14 protein-coding genes are annotated in these 18,542 nt (G+C 67.7%); 10 read left to right on the top strand and 4 right to left on the bottom strand.

All coding sequences use genetic code 11. The annotated features are described in order from the left end of the window. Window positions 1-274: 274 nt before the first annotated feature. The 3 genes from SCWH03_RS23495 (at window position 275) to SCWH03_RS23485 (ending at window position 3,509) form a co-directional block, all read left to right on the top strand. Window positions 275-994 (top strand): PadR family transcriptional regulator, encoded by a 720-nt coding sequence (locus tag SCWH03_RS23495; protein ID WP_173266299.1) that lies wholly within the window; start codon window positions 275-277, stop codon window positions 992-994. A gap of 52 nt (window positions 995-1,046) precedes the next feature. Further along, window positions 1,047-2,129 carry an inositol-3-phosphate synthase gene (locus SCWH03_RS23490; RefSeq protein ID WP_173266298.1) on the top strand — a complete coding sequence of 361 codons (1,083 nt, stop codon included), beginning with the start codon at window positions 1,047-1,049 and terminating at the stop codon, window positions 2,127-2,129. A 96-nt stretch (window positions 2,130-2,225) separates the two neighbouring features. Further along, window positions 2,226-3,509 carry an MFS transporter gene (locus tag SCWH03_RS23485; RefSeq protein WP_173266297.1) on the top strand — a complete coding sequence of 428 codons (1,284 nt, stop codon included), beginning with the start codon at window positions 2,226-2,228 and terminating at the stop codon, window positions 3,507-3,509. Window positions 3,510-3,584: 75 nt separating this feature from the next. Here SCWH03_RS23485 and SCWH03_RS23480 read toward each other — a convergent pair whose 3' ends face one another. Beyond that, window positions 3,585-5,051 (bottom strand): CCA tRNA nucleotidyltransferase, encoded by a 1,467-nt coding sequence (locus SCWH03_RS23480; protein WP_173266296.1) that lies wholly within the window; start codon window positions 5,049-5,051, stop codon window positions 3,585-3,587. A gap of 184 nt (window positions 5,052-5,235) precedes the next feature. On the opposite strand from SCWH03_RS23480, the gene SCWH03_RS23475 reads away from it, so the two are divergent. From SCWH03_RS23475 to trxA, 7 genes are all read left to right on the top strand, one after another. Beyond that, a complete protein-coding gene (locus tag SCWH03_RS23475) occupies window positions 5,236-7,551 on the top strand; it encodes a DUF6049 family protein (protein ID WP_173266295.1) in 2,316 nt (771 codons plus the stop codon). Between the two features lie 43 nt (window positions 7,552-7,594). After that, window positions 7,595-9,802 (top strand): murein biosynthesis integral membrane protein MurJ, encoded by a 2,208-nt coding sequence (murJ, locus tag SCWH03_RS23470; protein ID WP_173266294.1) that lies wholly within the window; start codon window positions 7,595-7,597, stop codon window positions 9,800-9,802. Between the two features lie 120 nt (window positions 9,803-9,922). Then, window positions 9,923-11,638, top strand: coding sequence for a protein kinase family protein (locus tag SCWH03_RS23465; protein WP_173266293.1), 1,716 nt, complete (start codon window positions 9,923-9,925; stop codon window positions 11,636-11,638). Window positions 11,639-11,670: 32 nt separating this feature from the next. After that, complete coding sequence (gene sigM / locus SCWH03_RS23460; protein WP_173266292.1) at window positions 11,671-12,378, top strand: RNA polymerase sigma factor SigM; 708 nt, start codon at window positions 11,671-11,673, stop codon at window positions 12,376-12,378. Beyond that, window positions 12,375-13,292, top strand: coding sequence for an RsmA family anti-sigma factor (locus SCWH03_RS23455; RefSeq protein WP_173266291.1), 918 nt, complete (start codon window positions 12,375-12,377; stop codon window positions 13,290-13,292). The genes sigM and SCWH03_RS23455 overlap by 4 nt, the downstream gene beginning before the upstream one ends. Before the next feature lie 124 nt (window positions 13,293-13,416). Continuing rightward, window positions 13,417-14,379: a thioredoxin-disulfide reductase gene (gene trxB, locus SCWH03_RS23450; protein WP_173266290.1), complete on the top strand. Its 963-nt coding sequence runs from the start codon at window positions 13,417-13,419 to the stop codon at window positions 14,377-14,379. A gap of 45 nt (window positions 14,380-14,424) precedes the next feature. After that, a complete protein-coding gene (gene trxA, locus SCWH03_RS23445; protein WP_173266289.1) occupies window positions 14,425-14,766 on the top strand; it encodes a thioredoxin in 342 nt (113 codons plus the stop codon). A 108-nt stretch (window positions 14,767-14,874) separates the two neighbouring features. Here trxA and SCWH03_RS23440 read toward each other — a convergent pair whose 3' ends face one another. From SCWH03_RS23440 to SCWH03_RS23430, 3 genes are all read right to left on the bottom strand, one after another. Beyond that, on the bottom strand, window positions 14,875-15,492 hold the full coding sequence (locus SCWH03_RS23440) for a GNAT family N-acetyltransferase (RefSeq protein ID WP_173266288.1): 618 nt from the start codon (window positions 15,490-15,492) through the stop codon (window positions 14,875-14,877). 304 nt (window positions 15,493-15,796) lie between these two features. Further along, entirely contained in the window at window positions 15,797-16,870 is a 1,074-nt protein-coding gene (locus SCWH03_RS23435; protein WP_173266287.1) for a ParB/RepB/Spo0J family partition protein, read from the bottom strand. Next, the gene (locus tag SCWH03_RS23430) at window positions 16,867-17,943 is read right to left on the bottom strand and encodes a ParA family protein (RefSeq protein WP_173266368.1); all 1,077 of its coding nucleotides are present in this window, start codon (window positions 17,941-17,943) and stop codon (window positions 16,867-16,869) included. Before SCWH03_RS23430 ends, SCWH03_RS23435 begins: the two co-directional genes overlap by 4 nt. Between the last annotated feature and the right edge of the window lie 599 nt (window positions 17,944-18,542).

The following is an 18,542-nucleotide window of genomic DNA, read 5'->3' as shown; positions in this document are numbered from 1 at the left end:
GGAGGGCTCATCCGCGATGCATCCAGGGTCAGGACTCCTCCTGGTGTCACACGGTTCCCGGTGGTCGGCATGGCGCACAGACTACGCACGTACGAAAGCCCCCCAGAGGAATGTTTCGCCTTAAACAAGGCAAGTCGTTTGCCATGAACCAACGATGTGACGCCGGTCACAGGCGCCTCTCTTGTCGCAGCAGAATCGTCGCTCTATCGTCTTGATGTATCGAGTCGATACATCAAGACGGCATAAGCATCCCGGAAGCCAGAGGAGGCGATCGATGAGCCGACGTTCCGGCATCCTCGAATTCGCCGTCCTGGGGCTGCTCCGTGAGGCCCCCATGCACGGATACGAGCTGCGCAAGCGGCTCAACACCTCGTTGGGCATCTTCCGGGCCTTCAGTTACGGGACCCTCTACCCCTGCCTCAAGACGCTGGTCGCCAATGGCCGGCTGATCGAGGAGCCGGGCAGCGCTCCCGAGGACGCCCTCGCCGCCTCACTCGCGGGACGGCGGGCCAAGATCGTCTACCGGTTGACGGCGAAGGGCAAGGAGCACTTCGAGGAACTGCTCTCCCACACCGGCCCCGACACCTGGGAAGACGAGCACTTCGCGGCCCGCTTCGCCTTCTTCGGCCAGACCGAGCGCGAGGTGCGGATGCGGGTCCTGGAGGGCCGGCGCAGCCGGCTCGAGGAGCGCCTGGAGAAGATGCGCGCGTCCCTCGCCCGCACACGCGAGCGCCTCGACGACTACACGCTGGAGCTTCAACGGCACGGCATGGAATCCGTCGAGCGCGAGGTGCGCTGGCTGAACGAACTCATCGAGAGCGAGCGGGCGGGTCGGGACCGGCGACGCTCCATGGCCGCCGGGGAAGCCGTTCGGCAGGACAACACATCCGGAGAGTCGGTCGGCCCGCCCCGGCGCGGGGACGCAGCGCCCCCATCAGGCACCGCCTCGCGGCGCCCCGACCCGCCGGATCCGTCCGAAGACACCACCAACTGAGACCCCGCTCCGAAGCAGGGTCTCGCACGAGAACACACAGGGAGCAGCCGGAATGGGTTCGGTTCGCGTAGCCATCGTCGGCGTGGGCAACTGCGCCGCCTCGCTGGTGCAGGGCGTCGAGTACTACAAGGACGCAGACCCGGGCAGCAAGGTGCCGGGTCTGATGCACGTCCAGTTCGGCGACTACCACGTCCGTGACGTCGAGTTCGTCGCCGCCTTCGATGTCGACGCGAAGAAGGTCGGCCTCGATCTCGCGGACGCCATCGGTGCCAGCGAGAACAACACCATCAAGATCTGCGACGTGCCGTCCACCGGTGTGAGCGTCCAGCGCGGCCACACCCTCGACGGTCTCGGGAAGTACTACCGCGAGACCATCGAGGAGTCCGCCGAGGCCCCGGTCGATGTCGTCCAGGTCCTCAAGGACAAGCAGGTCGACGTGCTTGTCTGCTACCTGCCGGTCGGCTCCGAGGATGCCGCGAAGTTCTACGCCCAGTGCGCCATCGACGCCAAGGTCGCCTTCGTCAACGCCCTCCCGGTGTTCATCGCGGGCACCAAGGAGTGGGCCGACAAGTTCACCGCCGCCGGTGTTCCGATCGTCGGTGACGACATCAAGTCGCAGGTGGGCGCCACCATCACACACCGTGTGATGGCAAAGCTCTTCGAGGACCGGGGCGTCGTGCTGGACCGCACGATGCAGCTGAACGTCGGCGGCAACATGGACTTCAAGAACATGCTCGAGCGCGAGCGCCTGGAGTCCAAGAAGATCTCCAAGACGCAGGCCGTCACCTCCCAGATCCCCGATCGCGAGCTCGGCGAGAAGAACGTCCATATCGGCCCGTCCGACTATGTGGCCTGGCTGGACGACCGCAAGTGGGCCTATGTGCGCCTGGAGGGCCGCGCCTTCGGTGACGTTCCGCTGAACCTGGAGTACAAGCTCGAGGTCTGGGACTCCCCCAACTCGGCCGGGGTGATCATCGACGCGCTGCGCGCCGCGAAGATCGCCAAGGACCGCGGTATCGGCGGACCGATCCTCTCCGCGTCCTCCTACTTCATGAAGTCCCCGCCGGTCCAGTACTTCGACGACGAGGCCCGTGCGAACGTCGAGAGGTTCATCAAGGGCGAGGTCGAGCGCTGATCGAGCACAGGGGCGCGCATCCCGCGTTCTCCTGTCCCGTCGAGAGTCCCCGTGCCATCTGCCCGGGGACTCTCTTCATATGTGACGCTTGCCCACATGCCTGTCGTGCGTGATCTGCGCGTACTCCTGCGCCTGGCGAACTTCCGCCGTCTGCTCACCGTGCGGCTGCTGTCGCAGTCGGCCGACGGCGTGTACCAGGTGGCACTCGCCACGTACATCGTGTTCTCCCCGGAGAGACAGGCCACCGCGGGCGCCATCGCGGCCGCGATGGCGGTCCTGCTCCTGCCGTACTCCCTCATCGGCCCATTCGCCGGAGTGCTCCTGGACCGATGGCCGCGCCGGCAGGTCTTTCTCTACGGAAATCTGGCGCGAGCCGTACTGGCCGGCTGCACGGCCATGCTGATGCTGGCGACCGTCCCCGACTGGCTCTTCTACGCTTCCGCACTCTGCGTCACGGCGGTCAACCGCTTTGTGCTGGCGGGGCTCTCAGCGGCGCTTCCGCGAGTTGTCGACGAGCAGCGACTGGTGATGGCCAACTCCCTCTCGCCGACCGCGGGTACCATCGCCGCCACCATCGGCGGCGGCCTTGCCTTCGCGGTGCGCATCGCCGCTTCCGACTCGGACGTGGTTGTCGTGCTGCTCGGGGCAACGCTCTATCTCTGCGCGGCGCTGGCCTCGCTTCGCATGAGCCGGGAGCTACTCGGACCGGATCCGGAGTTGATGCCGCCGCGTCTCGCCGCTGCCCTTGCCTCGACCGCCCGCGGGCTCCTCGACGGACTGCGCCATCTGGCGGAACGGCGTTCCGCTGCTCGCGCACTGGCCGCGATGACCATGCTGCGCTTCTGCTACGGCGCACTGACGGTGATGGTACTCATGCTCTCCCGCTACACCTGGTCCGCGACGGAGTCCGAGGGGCTGAGGCTCCTCGCCTTGGCCGTGGCTCTCTCCGGTGCCGGCTTCTTCGCCGCCGCGGCCGTCACACCCTGGGCCGTCGGCCGGGTCGGCCGGTACGGATGGATGGCCTTGCTCGCAGGCATCGGAAGCATTCTGGAACCGGCTCTGGGACTGACCTTCGCTCCGGCTCCGGTCCTCACGGCGGCATTCGCCCTCGGGTTCGTCACCCAGGGATCCAAGATCGTGACCGATACGGTCGTACAGACCGCCGTTGACGACGGGTTCCGGGGCCGGATCTTCTCCCTCTACGACATGCTGTTCAATGTCTCCTTCGTGGGCGCGGCCGGAGTCACCGCGGCGATGCTCCCGCCGGACGGGCGATCCGTCCCCCTGGTCGCCCTGCTGGCAGCACTCTACGGACTGAGTGCCGTGGCGCTCCTGCACTGGCGCCGCATCGAGAGGGAGCCCGTGAAACGGGACGGGTGATGTTTCACGTGGAACATCACCCGTCGCGCTCGAAGCAAGGGGCATGTTTCACGTGAAACATGCCCCTTTTCGCCATCAGCCCTGAGCGGCCCACCATTCCTTCAGGGCCGCCACCGCGTCATCCCGGCCCATCGGCCCGTTCTCGAGTCGCAACTCCAGCAGGAAGGCGTACGCCTCTCCGACAACGGGCCCAGGACCGGTCCCCAGGACCTCCATGATCTGGTTGCCGTCCAGATCCGGTCGGATCGCGTCCAGCTGCTCCCGCTCCTGAAGCTGGGCGATGCGCTGCTCCAGCTCGTCATAGGTGCGTGACAGGGCGCTCGCCTTCTTCCTGTTGCGCGTGGTGCAATCGGAGCGGGTCAGCTTGTGCAGGCGCTCAAGCAGCGGCCCGGCGTCCCTCACATAACGACGCACTGCCGAGTCGGTCCACTCACCGGTGCCGTACCCATGGAAGCGCAGATGAAGTTCCACGAGCCGGGCAATGTCTTTGACCTGGTCGTTTGAGTACTTGAGTGCCGCAAGTCGCTTCTTGGTCATCTTGGCGCCCACCACTTCGTGATGGTGGAAAGACACACGGCCGTCCGGTTCGAAGCGCCGGGTCTTCGGCTTGCCGATGTCGTGGAGGAGCGCCGCGAGCCGCAGGACGAGGTCGGGCTCGTCCTCCTCCAGCGCAATGGCCTGTTCCAGCACGATCAGCGAGTGCTCGTACACGTCTTTGTGCCGGTGGTGCTCGTCACTCTCCAGCCGCAGCGCCGGAAGTTCGGGGAGGAAGCGGCCTGCGAGCCCCGTGTCGACGAGCAGTGCCAGCCCCTTGCGGGGGTTCGGGGCGAGAATCAGTTTGTTGAACTCATCACGGACCCGCTCGGCCGACACGATGTCGATGCGATCGGCCATCTCCGTCATCGCGGTGACAACCTCGGGTGCGACGTCGAAGTCCAGCTGCGCGGCGAACCGGGCCGCTCGCAACATACGCAGTGGATCATCGGAGAACGAGTCCTCCGGGGCCCCCGGGGTGCGCAGTACCCGCGAGGCAAGATCCCGCACTCCTTGATGGGGATCGATGAAATGCTTCTCCGGGAGTGCGACGGCCATCGCGTTCACCGTGAAGTCCCGACGGACCAGGTCCTCCTCTACAGAGTCGCCGTAGGAAACGTCCGGCTTCCGTGAGGTCCGGTCGTACGCCTCGGAACGGTAGGTCGTGATCTCGATCTGGAAGCGCTGGACACTCTCCCCGACCAGGCCGTCCTTCTGGCACCCGACCGTACCGAACGCGATGCCCACATCCCATACGGAGTCCGCCCATGGGCGGACGATCCTCAGAACATCCGCTGGGCGGGCATCGGTCGTGAAGTCGAGATCGTTGCCGAGCCGGCCGAGCAAAGCGTCCCGCACGGAGCCACCGACCAGCGCCAGACGGAATCCGGCCTCCTGGAATCGGCAGGCGAGATCATCGGCGACCGGGGAAACGCGCAGCAGCTCGCTCAGGGGACGGCGCTGCGCCTGGCTCAGTTCGGTGAGGTTGTCTTCGTTGGCGTTCGGCACAACAGAAAAGGGTACGTGCACCGCCCGGCCCACGGCTCCCCTGTTTCCCGCTCCCGGGCACCGCGTCCCCGCTCTCCCTGCCGATCATGTGGAGCAGTCCCGAGCACTTCGTCACAGCGCACCTCGTTACCATGCGTGGACGCACCCAGCGAACGGCAAGAGACGACGAGGGACGGACGAGCGCGTGGCCGAGGCGGCACACTTCCAGGGGACGGCTCCCTCTCCTGCCCGCTGGCGGGTGCGGCGCGCAGCCGCACTCCTCATGGGTGCCCTGCTGCTCGCGGGCATGCTGTGGCTGCCGACGGCTCCCCCCGCGGAGGCCCTGGACGGTTCCGACACCGTCGATATCGCGCTGAACAGCCTCTCCCCCAGCGCGCCGGTGAAGGGCGACACGCTCACCATCTCGGGCACCGTCATCAACAAGGGCAAGGACACCGTCACGGACGCGGAGGTCGACCTGCGCGTCGGACCGCGCCTCTCGGGCCGGCCTCACATCGACGAGGTAGCGAAAGCCACCGGATACACCGCGGGCTCCGACGCAAAGGCACTCGGCGACCCCTACCGCGTCACGATAGACCGGCTGGCCACCGGGATCAGCGAGGACTTCACCCTGACCGTCCCGGTCGGCACACTGGATCTCGGCAAGCCGGGCGTCTACCAGCTCGGTGTGTCCCTCTCCGGCCGGACTGCCGGGGGCACCCACGACCAGGTACTCGGCATCGAGCGCACCTTCCTCCCCTGGGAACCGGAATCCGCGGGCAAGAAGACCCAGGTCGCCTTCCTCTGGCCGCTGGTGTCCACCAGCCGTCTGTCGGCGGAGACCGGCTCAGACGAGCAGCAGACCCCGGTCTTCGAGAACGACGCACTCGCCACGGAACTCGCGACCGGGGGTCGGCTGGAACAGCTCGTGTCACTCGGCAGCAGACTCCCCATCACCTGGGTCGTCGACCCGGATCTGCTCGCCACCGTCGATGCGATGACCAGGAGCTACGAAGTCAGAACGGAGTCGGGGGACACGGTCCCCGGGCGCAACCAGGCCGTGGCCAAGCGATGGCTCGACTCCCTCGAGAAGGCGGTGCAGAACGGCCCGGTCGTCGCCCTCCCCTTCGCGGACCCGGACCTGGCGTCCCTCGCCCACCGGGGCAAGGACGTGTCCGGCTCGCTGGGTCATCTGCAGCCGGCCACGGCGGTTGCCGAAACGACGGTGGAGACCATCCTCCACGTGACACCGTCGACGGACTTCGCCTGGCCCGTGGAGGGCGCCATCGATCACTCGATCGTCGATGTCGCCACCTCGGCCGGCGCCCACAACATCATCGCCCGCAGCGACAGCCTCCGGGAGACCGGATCCGTCTCGTACACGCCTTCGGCCGCCCGCCCCATCGGCGGTGGAACCACAGCCGTGGTCGCGGACGCACGGCTCTCCAAGGCCTTCTCCGGGGACCTGAGCACGGCCGGTGCCTCCACCAGCGCGATCCAGCAGTTCCTGGCCCAGTCGCTGGCCCTCACTCAGCAGGCACCGAACGCCCAGCGCAGCATCGTGGTCGCCCCCCAGCGGATGCCCACGGCAGGCCAGGCACAGACCATGGCCAAGGCGCTTGAGGGACTGGCCGACGAGCGCTGGACACAGCCCATTGACCTGATCGGGGCCTCGGAGGCAACGCCCGACCCGGATGCCACGACCCGGGTACCGTCCGCATCGCAGTACCCGAAGGACCTCAGGGCCCTCGAGCTTCCCGTGCAGACCTTCCAGGACATCAAGAACACACAGGAGACCCTGGACAACTTCAAGGTCATCCTCACCTCCCCCGACCGGGTCGTGACGCCGTTCGGCAACGCGATCAACCGGCAGATGTCCACCTCCTGGCGCGGCAGGGCGGGCGTCGCTTCCCAGTACCGCGACGGTGTGCACAGCCATCTGAAGGACCTCACCACCGAGGTGCGGCTGATCCAGAAATCGGCGCTCACCCTGTCCGGGCGCAGCGCCACCATCCCCGTGACGGTGCAGAACAAGCTGGTTCAGGGCGTCGAGAACCTCGTCCTGCGGCTGAAGTCCTCCAATCCGACCCGGCTGAGGCTCGATGACGGCAACGTGGTCGCCGAGCAGCCCATCACGATCGACGGTGGGCACAGCCAGTCGGTGAAATTCGCGGCGGACGCCAACGCGAACGGTCCGGTGCGGGTCACGGCCCAGCTGTACACCGAGGACGGCAAGCTCTACGGCGGGCCGATGACCTTCACGGTCAAGGCTTCCGAGATCACTCCTACCGTGATGCTCGTCATCGCCGGCGGTGTGCTCCTGCTGGTTCTGGCCGGCGTCAGGATGTACAGCCAGCGCAAGCGGGCGGCGGCCCGGGATGCTGCCGCCGCGGACGGCGCCACTGACGAGACCCACGAGCGTGCGGTATCCGACGCCTCGGAGCAGCCGAGTGACCCGACACCGGACACCGCACCGGAAAGCGCCGACGCGTCGGGTGCGGGTGAGAAGGTGGACCGTTGAGCGATGTCATGGCCGGCGGGCCGGACGATGAGGTGGGGTAACCATGAACGCGCCGTACGACGGTGACCGCGGGCAGGGCGCGGACGGCACCGCGCCTCCCTCGGGCGCTCCGTACCCTCCGCACGGCCCTCGGCAGGCGGAGCAGCCGTCAGCGGCCCAGGTGCCGCCGCAGGCCGGCGAAGCTGCCGACGACCCGTACATCCAGGATGCGTACCAGCACGACCCGTATCGTGCCCGGGACCTCTCCGCCCAGGACCCCGTGGCGGAGGCGCTCTACGACCGCGCCGCGCACCCCCCACCACCCCCCGGCAGCTTCCAGCAGGTGCAGCCGCTGTACCGGCAGCCGTCCGCTCGGCAGCCCGCGCCGGACCCCCGGATCTGGGCCCAGACCCCGCCGCCGGAACCGGATGGCCCATCGCGCCGACTGCCCTACGGGGACGATGCCCGGACCGTGCAGTTCACCGGCGTCGACGACTTGGTGACCAGGGCCGGCGAGGCCGCACCGGAGCATGACGCGTTCGCCCACCTCTACCGGGACCAGCAGGCCGGCGGGCGCCCCATGGCGGTGCCGGAACCGGAGCCGAAGCCGGTGCCCGCTCCCGTGCCCCCCAAGGGGAGTGGTGGACGGGCCTCGGGGGTGCTGAAGTCCAGCGCCGTGATGGCCGCCGGAACCATGGTGTCCCGCGTCACCGGCTTCGTCCGCAGCCTGGTGATCACTGCCGCTCTCGGCGCCGCGGTGCTCGGTGACGCCTACACCATCGCCCTGACGCTGCCGACGATGATCTACATCCTCACGGTGGGTGGCGGGCTGAACTCGGTGTTCGTCCCCCAACTCGTCCGCTCGATGAAGAACGACGAGGACGGCGGCGAGGCATACGCCAACCGGCTGCTGACCCTCGTCATGGTCGCTCTCGGCGCGATCGTCCTGATCGCCGTGTTCGCGGCCCCGCTGCTGATCAAGGCCTTGTCGCCGACGATCGCCGGAGAGCCGCCGGCGAACAGTGTCGCCGTCACCTTCGCCCGCTTCTGCCTGCCCACGATCTTCTTCATGGGTGTGCACGTGGTCATGGGGCAGATCCTCAACGCCCGTGGCAGGTTCGGCGCGATGATGTGGACGCCTGTCCTCAACAACATCGTCATCATCTTCACCTTCGGAATGTTCATCTGGGTCTACGGCAGCTTCTCCGAGTCCCGGATGAGCGTTGAGACGATCCCGCCGGAGGGCGTGCGGCTGCTCGCGGTCGGCACCCTGCTCGGCCTGGTCGTACAGGCGCTCGCGATGATCCCGTACCTCCGCGAGACGGGCTTCCGCTTCCGCCCCCGCTTCGACTGGAAGGGTCAGGGCCTCGGAAAGACCTTCAGGCTGGCCAAGTGGACCGTGCTGTTCGTGCTCGCCAACCAGGCCGGTGTGCTCGTGGTCACCCAGCTCTCCACCGCCGCCGGTGCGGCCTCGGACAAGGACGGAGCCGGCTTCCTCGCCTACACCAACGCGCAGCTGATCTGGGCCATGCCCCAGGCGATCATCACGGTGTCCGTGATGGCCGCTCTACTGCCGAGGATCTCCCGGGCCGCTCACGACGACGACGCCGGCGCGGTGCGCGACGACATCTCCCAGGGACTTCGCAACTCGGCGGTCGCCATCGTCCCCGTCGCCTTCTCCTTCCTGGCGCTCGGCGTCCCCATGTGCACCCTGCTGTACGCGTCGGCGGGCACCGAGGCGGCACGGTCCATGGGCTTCATCCTGATGGCATTCGGTCTCGGCCTTATCCCCTACTCGGTGCAATACGTCGTCCTCCGCGGTTTCTACGCCTATGAGGACACCCGGACGCCCTTCTACAACACCGTCATCGTCGCCACGGTCAATGCCGCCGCATCGGCCACCTGCTACCTGCTCCTTCCGGCCGAGTGGGCCGTCGTCGGCATGGCCGGCTCCTACGGTCTCGCCTACGCCGTCGGCGTCGGGGTCGCGTGGCGGCGGCTGCGGAGAAGGCTGGGCGGCGACCTCGACGGCACCAGCGTGGTGCGGACCTATGCGCGGCTGTGCCTGGCCTCCGTACCGGCGGCCGCGGCATCCGGTGCCGTGGCCTACTTCGTGCTGGGCTCCCTGGGCGAGGACGCATTCGGATCGCTCGTCGCACTCGTCGCGGGCGGTGCGATGCTCCTCGGAGTCTTCTTCGTGGCGGCCAGAAGGATGAGGATCCAGGAACTCAACACCCTGGTCGGGATGGTGCGCGGCCGACTCGGCCGATAGCACCAGCGGGCCGAGCACAACCATCGTCCGCCACCGCGTGTCGTGCATAGCAGCGGACTGTGGGCACAATTGGCATGGCTGTGGGATATGGCTCAACGGATGGGGAGGCAGGGAACGACGGTGGCGGAACGTAGCACGGCTGCCGTCGACGTGGCCGACAACAGCGGTGACGACCCGCTGGCCGCCCAGGCGGACAAGGCCGCGACCGACGGGGAGGCGCAAGCCGACGAGATGGCCGAGAGGGACGCTCACGACGGAGGCGGCGAGCGGAACAACCGTGAGCGGCCCGTCGGCACCGCGCCCGAACTCCACAGCGGCCATACGCTCGCCGGACGCTACCGGCTCGAGGAGTGCGTCACCCGTCTGGACGGATTCAGCAGCTGGCGGGCCGTCGACGAGAAGCTGCGGCGGGCCGTCGGGGTGCACATCCTGCCGGCGGACCATCCCCGGACGCGATCCGTGCTGGCCGCGGCCCGCTCCGCGGCACTGCTCGGCGACCCACGTTTCGTTCAGGTGCTGGACGCCGTCGAGGAAGACGACCTCGTCTACGTCGTCCACGAGTGGCTGCCCGATGCCACCGAGCTCACGGCACTGCTCGCCGAAGGGCCGATGGAGGCCCATGACGCCTACCAGTTGGTCGGCCAGCTCTCCCAGGCCATGGCGGCGGCCCATCGGGAGGGCCTTGCTCATCTGAGGCTCACTCCCGGGGCCGTACTCCGCAGCTCCACGGGGCAGTACCGGATCCGCGGCCTCGCCGTGAACGCCGCGCTGCGGGGCATCAGCGCCGACCGCCCCCAGCGCACGGACACCGAGGCGATCGGCGCTCTGCTGTACGCGGCGCTGACCCAGCGATGGCCCTACGAGAGCGATGCCTACGGTCTCTCGGGGCTGCCCAAGGGCGTCGGCCTGATCGCCCCCGACCAGGTGCGCGCCGGCGTCCACCGCGGTCTGTCCGAACTCGCCATGCGGGCGCTGGTCAACGACGGGGCCACTGCGTCGCGGCAGGAACTCCCCCTCACCACCCCGGACGAGCTCGCCAAGGCGGTGGCGGCCATGCCCCGCATCCGCCCTCCGGAGCCCGCCTTCACCGCCCCGCCGGAGTACCAGCGCACCACTTACCAGCAGGGCACCTACGGCCGGACGCCGACCCGTACGACCGCCACGGTGGCGATGCCGCCGGCACCCCTGGCAAGCCGCACCGGCAAGCTCCTGAAGTGGACGGTGTCCGCCCTGCTCATCGCCGCTCTGGGGCTCGGCAGCTGGCAGATCGCCGACAAGCTGCTGGACCGCGGCCGGACGAGCGACGAACCAGGGAACAGCCGGACCACGGACGAGAAGCAGGACGACAAGCCGGAGACACCGGTGCCGCTGGCCGTCCAGCACGCCAGGGAGTTCGCGCCGGACGGCACCGCTCAGAACGCAGAAGACGCCGGCAACACCCACGACGGCGACTCAGGCTCCTTCTGGCGCACCAACAGCTACCGAGACGGGCCCGACCTGCATCCGCAGATCAAAAAGGGCGTGGGAATCGTCTACGATCTCGGCGCGGAGAAGGAGGTGACATCGGCGACGATAGCGCTCCGCTACGGAGGCGACTACACCAAGATCGCACTGTATGCGGCGGACTCCCTGTCACCGTCCGGTTCGGTCGATTCCATGAAGAAGATCGCGGACGGTCAGACCAATGCGACCTCGCTGAAGCTCACTGCGAAGGAACCGGTGAAGAGCCGGTATGTGCTGCTGTGGATGACCGCGATGCCCTATGTGTCGCACGACACCACCTTCAGCAGCGCCGGCTACAAGCAGGCGATCACCGATGTGAAGTTCACCGGCTGACACCAGCGTCAGGACGGGGAGGGGGCTCACGGTTGGACAACGCCGCGCTCGACGACGCAAGCGACCAGCAACTCCTGGACCGCCATGTCGCGGGGAATCCGGACGCCTTCGGTGAGCTGGTGCGGCGCCACCGCGACCGGCTCTGGGCCGTGGCCCTGCGCACCTTGGGGGACCGGGAGGAAGCCGCGGATGCGGTGCAGGACGCCCTTGTCTCCGCTTTCCGTGCCGCCCATACCTTCAGGGGACGGTCGGCCGTGACGACCTGGCTCCACCGCATCACCGTCAACGCCTGTCTTGACCGAGCCCGCAAGGCGGCGTCCCGCAGGACCTCGCCGATGGACGACACCGAGCGGCTGGAGCAGCTTCTGGAGCCCCATGAGTCCGCTGAGGCTCCCGCGGAGCGCCAGGACCTCCATCGCGAGCTCCTGGCCGCCCTCGCCACCCTGCCGGTCGATCAGCGGGCCGCTCTGGTGCTTGTCGACATGCAGGGCTACCCGGTCGCGGAGGCGGCTCGCGTGCTGGATGTCCCGACCGGAACCGTGAAGAGCAGATGCGCACGAGGCCGGGCCCGTCTGGTTCCGCTGCTGACGCATCTCCGCCGTGATGCGAGGGATAGCAATGACCCCACAGGGGGAAGGAACCGGACGCCTGGGGCATCCGTCCCACCGTTGACCGGAGAAAGCGATCCAGGGCCGCCCCACGGTCCTGCAGCTGTGAAGGGCGGAGGTGGACGCACGTGACCTCCACGACCGGCACGGCTCAGCATCCTGATGTGTCCGAGATCGCCGACCTCGCCGAAGGCCTCCTCCCGCCGAGCCGCCAGGCATCCGTGCGGAGACATCTCGAGGGCTGCCGGCTGTGCACGGATGTCCGTGGCTCACTGGAGGAGATTCGAGGTCTACTCGGCACCCTGCCCGGCCCCCCGCGCATGCCCGCCGACATCGTCGGCCGGATCGACGCGGCTCTGGCTGCCGAGGCCCTGCTCGACGCCACTGCACCCGACAGCGCGCCGACCGCTGTTTCACGTGAAACGGCGCCCGTCTCCCGCCGGCCCGCGAGCCCTCCCTCCGATCGCCCCGCAGGACACGCCCCTGCGCCCACCGGGCCGGGTCACCGTCCCGCGGCCCGGCGTCGGCGTCGCGGCACCTTCGTCGCAGCCGCTTTCGGCGCTGCCGCCGCAGGCGTCACCGTGCTGCTCCTTCAGACCTCCCCGGGCGCAGGCGGCGACAGCACCGGGACGAGGACGGACACCGCCGCGAGTGCTGCAGCAGGCGCCCATGAGATCACGGCGGCCACGCTTCAGGCTCGGGTGACCTCGCTGCTGTCCTCCGAGAGGGAACCAGAAGACTCCGGAAGCCGGGCGGCACCCGACCCTCGAGTGGAGAGGAACACCAGCGTCGGCGCGCAAGCCTCCCCCTTGCGTTCACCCTCGTTGCGGGTACCCGCCTGCATCCAGAAGGGCACGGGCCGTGTCGAGGCGGCCATCGCCGTCGATCAGGGCACATTCGAGGGCACTCCGGCCTATCTGGTGGTGCTGCCGCACCCTGAGGAGATCTCCCGCGTACAGGCTTACGTCGTAGCAGCGGCATGCGTGGAGACCGCACCCGAGGGCAAGGGAGAGCTGCTGCTCACCCATACCTACCCCCGCCCCTGAGAACGGCCTCCGTGCCGCTCAGCGATCGCGGGAATGCGAGCCCCGTAGGATCCGTTGGGTGGGGTGAGAGTCGTTGACCGGCCCCTGAGGCAGCAGGCAGTCTGCAGAGACGAGGAAGTAACCCGTGAGCGACGTCCGTAACGTGATCATCATCGGCTCCGGGCCGGCCGGCTATACGGCCGCGCTGTACACCGCGCGCGCTTCGCTGGACCCGCTGGTGTTCGAGGGTGCCGTCACCGCTGGTGGTGCCCTGATGAACACCACCGACGTGGAGAACTTCCCGGGCTTCCGTGACGGGATCATGGGACCGGATCTCATGGACAACATGCGGGCGCAGGCGGAGCGGTTCGGCGCCGAACTCATCCCCGACGACATCGTCGCCGTCAGTCTGACCGACGAGATCAAGACGGTCACGGACACGGCGGGTACGGTGCACCGCGCCAAGGCCGTCATCGTCGCCACCGGCTCCCAGCACCGGAAGCTCGGCCTGCCGAACGAGGACGCACTCTCGGGGCGCGGTGTCTCATGGTGCGCCACGTGTGACGGCTTCTTCTTCAAGGACCAGGACATCGCGGTCGTCGGTGGCGGCGACACCGCGATGGAGGAGGCCACCTTCCTCTCCCGCTTTGCCAGGTCCGTCACCGTCGTCCACCGCCGCGACAGCCTCCGTGCCTCCAAGGCCATGCAGGAGCGCGCCTTCGCCGACCCCAAGATCAAATTCGCCTGGGACAGCGAAGTCGCCGAGCTCCACGGCGACCAGAAGCTGACCGGCCTCACCCTCCGCGACACCAAGACCTGCGAGAGCAGCAGGCTGTCCGTCACCGGACTGTTCATCGCCGTGGGCCACGACCCGCGCACCGAGCTTTTCAAGGGTCAGCTGGAACTGGACGAGGAGGGTTACCTGAAGGTGGACGCCCCGTCGACACGCACGAGTCTCAGCGGAGTCTTCGGTGCGGGCGACGTGGTCGACCACACATACCGGCAGGCGATCACCGCTGCCGGCACTGGGTGCTCCGCAGCATTGGACGCCGAACGCTTCCTCGCCGCCCTCGCGGACGAGGAGAAGGCCGCGGCAGCGTCCGTCTGACCCCTCTTCGCCCTCCACCCCAACCCGTACGTTAAGGAGTCCACCGTGGCCCTCAAGACCGTGACCGATGCGACCTTCGAAGCGGAAGTCCTCAAGAGCGACAAGCCTGTGCTGGTCGACTTCTGGGCCGAATGGTGCGGGCCATGCCGCCAGATCGCCCCTTCACTGGAGGCTATCGCGGCCGAGCACGGCGAGAAGCTCGAGGTCGTCAAGCTCAACATCGACGAGAACCCGGCCACGGCCGCGAAGTACGGCGTCATGTCCATCCCGACACTGAACGTCTACCAGAACGGCGAGGTGGCCCAGACCATCGTGGGCGCCAAGCCGAAGGCCATGCTCCTCCGGGAACTCGATGCCTTCATCGGCGACGAGGTCGCCAAGCCCTGACGCGCTTGGTTTCACGTGAAACACGAATGGGCCGCCGCTCCCGGCTGGCCCATTCGGTGTCTCCGACCCCGCGCATAGGCGAACCCGTGCACCGGCTCAAGGACACGGCTACAACGGCCGAAGAGCGGGCTCCTTCTGCACTGCCCCCAGAAGCCGGTCGAGAGCAAGCTCCACGTCTTCCTTCCAGGAGAGCGTGGTGCGGAGTTCCAGCCTGAGCCTGGGGTAGGTGGGGTGAGGGCGGACCGTCTTGAAGCCCACCGCAAGGAGATGGTCGGCCGGCAGCACACAGGCCGCCTCGGTCCGGCGTGCGTCGCCGAACGCCTCGATAGCCCTGAACCCCCGACGAAGCACATCCTTGGCGACCGTCTGCACCACCACTCGCCCCAGCCCCTGCCCCTGGTATCCGGGGGTGATCCAGGCGGTCATCAGCTGTACGGCATCAGGAGACACCGGGCTGGTGGGAAAGGCCGTCGAGCGGGGAACGTACGCGGGCGGTGCGTAGAGCACAAAGCCGACGGGAACATCGTCGACGTAGACGACACGACCGCAGGAGCCCCACTCGAGCAGCACAGCCGAGATCCAGGCCTCCTTCTCGAGTTCTGGTTTGCCCGCCTTTACTGCTGCCTCTCCGCTGACTGGATCAAGCTCCCAGAAGACACAGGCCCGGCAGCGTTTGGGGAGGTCGGAAAAGTTGTCCAGCGTGAGCGGTACGAGCCGACGTCCCATGAGGGCTGCTCCTCACTTCCTTCGACTGCCGCGTCAAGAGCAGCGGACAGCGCGCTCCGCTCACGGAGCAGGCTGCCGATGAATCCGCCGACCGCGCCAATGCCCAGTCCGGCTGTCAGTAGGTGGCCGCGGCTCACCGATCGCATGGCTCGCCCTTCTCTGAGATGGGTCAAGGTGGATGCGCCGTACCAGAACGCATCGTATCCACCCAGCGTGGACGCGCCTACTGTGAGATGCCAAAGGGCGGATCGTGTCCGTCCACGGGGCACGATCCGCCCTCGACGGGTGAAGCGGGGTCGAGGTCTCAGACCTGCTCGTCCTTCTCGGGAGGCTCCTTTGCCGTGACCCGCTCCTCGTCGGGGGCGAGCGTGCCGAGAATGCGGTCGAGATCCTCTATCGAGGCGAACTCGACGACGATCTTGCCCTTCTTCCGGCCGAGGTCGACCTTCACCCGGGTCTCGAAACGATCAGAGAGACGGGATGCGAGATCCGTGAGTGCGGGGGACAGCCGTGTGCCGGCGCGGGGTCCCTGGGACTTCTGTGGACTCGTCGGACGTGACCCCATCAAGGTCACGATCTCTTCCACCGCTCGTACCGAGAGGCCCTCCGCCACGATTCGGTGGGCCAGCCTGTCCTGCTCATCGGAGTCCTCCACCGAGAGCAGAGCTCTGGCGTGACCGGCGGACAGCACACCGGCGGCCACCCGGCGCTGCACTGGGGGTGAGAGCCGGAGCAGACGCAGTGTGTTGGACACCTGAGGCCGTGAGCGTCCGATCCGGTCGGCCAGTTGGTCGTGGGTGCAGTGGAAGTCCTTGAGCAACTGGTCGTATGCGGCGGCCTCCTCCAGCGGGTTCAGCTGAGCACGGTGAAGATTCTCCAGGAGCGCGTCCAGAAGAAGCTTCTCATCCTCTGTGGCACGCACAATCGCAGGGATGCGCTCAAGGCCGGCCTCGCGGCAGGCCCTCCAGCGGCGCTCACCCATGATGAGCTCATACCGCTCCGGACCCGATTGCCGTACGACGACCGGCTGGAGAAGTCCCACTTCTCTGATGGAGGTCACCAACTCCGTCAGCGCGTCCTCGTCGAACACCTCACGCGGCTGACGAGGATTCGGAGTGATGGCGTCTAGCGGCACCTCGGCGAAGTGCGCACCGGCCGGAGTAGTCGCCTCAGGAGGAACCTCCGGCTCGGACTCTGCCAGGCGTTGCTCGGGTGGGCGGGGCCCGGCAGGAAGCGCCGCGACCTTTGCCGCGGCCACGCCGCGCTCCGTCGTCAGAACCGGAGACCCGGCCCCGGCGGAAAGGCCCGGCTTCTCCTGCGGAGCTGCCGGGATCAGCGCACCGAGCCCACGCCCCAGGCCTCTACGTCGCTCGCTCACTGGATCCCCTCCGACACACTCTGCTGGCTTCTCTGACTGAGCGCATGGGCGGGATGGGCCTCATAGTGAATCCCCACTCCGCGCAGCGCGATCTCACGGGCAGCCTCAAGATACGACAGCGATCCACTCGATCCCGGGTCGTAGGTGAGGACGGTCTGCCCATAGCTCGGGGCCTCGGAGATGCGAACGGACCGCGGAATACTCGTTCGCAGTACCTCCTCCCCGAAGTGGCTGCGCACCTCCTCGGCTACCTGGGAGGCAAGCCGGGTGCGACCGTCGTACATGGTGAGCAGAATCGTCGAGACATGGAGCGTGGGGTTCAGATGCCCCCGCACCAGGTCGACGTTCCTGAGGAGTTGCCCCAGCCCCTCGAGCGCGTAGTACTCACACTGGATGGGGATCAGTACCTCGGCACCCGCTACCAGGGCATTGACAGTCAGCAGACCAAGCGACGGCGGGCAATCGATCAGGATGTAGTCCAGCGGCTGCTCATACGCCTTGATCGCTCGCTGCAGCCTGCTCTCCCGTGCCACCAGTGACACCAACTCGATCTCTGCCCCGGCGAGATCGATGGTAGCCGGGGCACAGAAGAGCCCTTCGACGTCCGAGACCGGTTGGACCACATCGGACAGCGGTTTACTCTCCACGAGGACGTCGTAGATCGAGGGCACTTCGGCGTGGTGGTCGATACCGAGGGCCGTGGACGCATTCCCCTGCGGATCAAGGTCGATCACCAGGACTCGCGCACCGTGCAACGCCAACGAGGCGGCAAGGTTGACAGTCGTCGTCGTCTTCCCCACCCCGCCCTTCTGGTTGGCGACGACCATGACACGCGTCCGCTCAGGCCGGGGAAGGCCCTCACCGGCACGCCCCAGAGCCTGCATCGCCAGTTGGGCAGCACGACCAATGGGGGTGTCGTCCAGCGGCGGCGGTGTTTCACGTGAAACATCCTCCCCCGCCGACTCGGTACGGGGACCAGGGACCGGATCGGTCATCGGTCCCGCGATGTTGGCGTCGGACCGCAAGGATTCACTCTCCTCGACTTCAGGCTCGCGATGAACAGAGCCTGCCATGGTTTCGGGGTCACGAACCAGCGAGGCCGGTGGTTCTGTGGAGAAATCCACCTCTGTGGACAACTCACCAACCCTCGCGAGCGGCATGCGGTCCCGCGGCGCGGCAGCCGCACGGCCACGACTGATGATTCCCTGCAGCAGTGAGCGACGTTTCACGTGAAACACGATGCACACAACGCAAGGCCGCTCCCCCACGACACTCCGCAATGCATACATACCGGGGACGCCGAGACGCAGTCGGGCAAGGGGGCGGAGCAGGCTCGGGCGGGCGGTGAGGCCGGCTCCGCCCGGCACCAGTGGGGCCGGGGCCTCCGGTGCACGGCGCATGCGCGCTCGCGGGGCCGAGCACCATCCTGGTGCCGGACGTACTCGGATGCATCTGACAGCGCAGCGCGAGGGCACCTCCCGTACCCGAAGAGCGACGGGCGAGTAGTGCCAGGCGTCCGCAGGCCAGGAGGGACCTTCGCAACCCGCCCTAGGGCCTGTTCCAGGTTCGGATCATGTCGGTCGGAGGCTGCGGATCCAGATCATGGCACCGCGTAGGTGGAGTCCGGCAAGGTAGCTGGTGGCGGTCTTGTCGTAGCGGGTTGCCAGGCCCC

The sequence above is a fragment of the Streptomyces pacificus genome, from assembly GCF_011766325.1.
GTDB lineage: Bacteria > Actinomycetota > Actinomycetes > Streptomycetales > Streptomycetaceae > Streptomyces > Streptomyces pacificus.
This window is presented reverse-complemented; position numbering and strand designations above follow the sequence as displayed.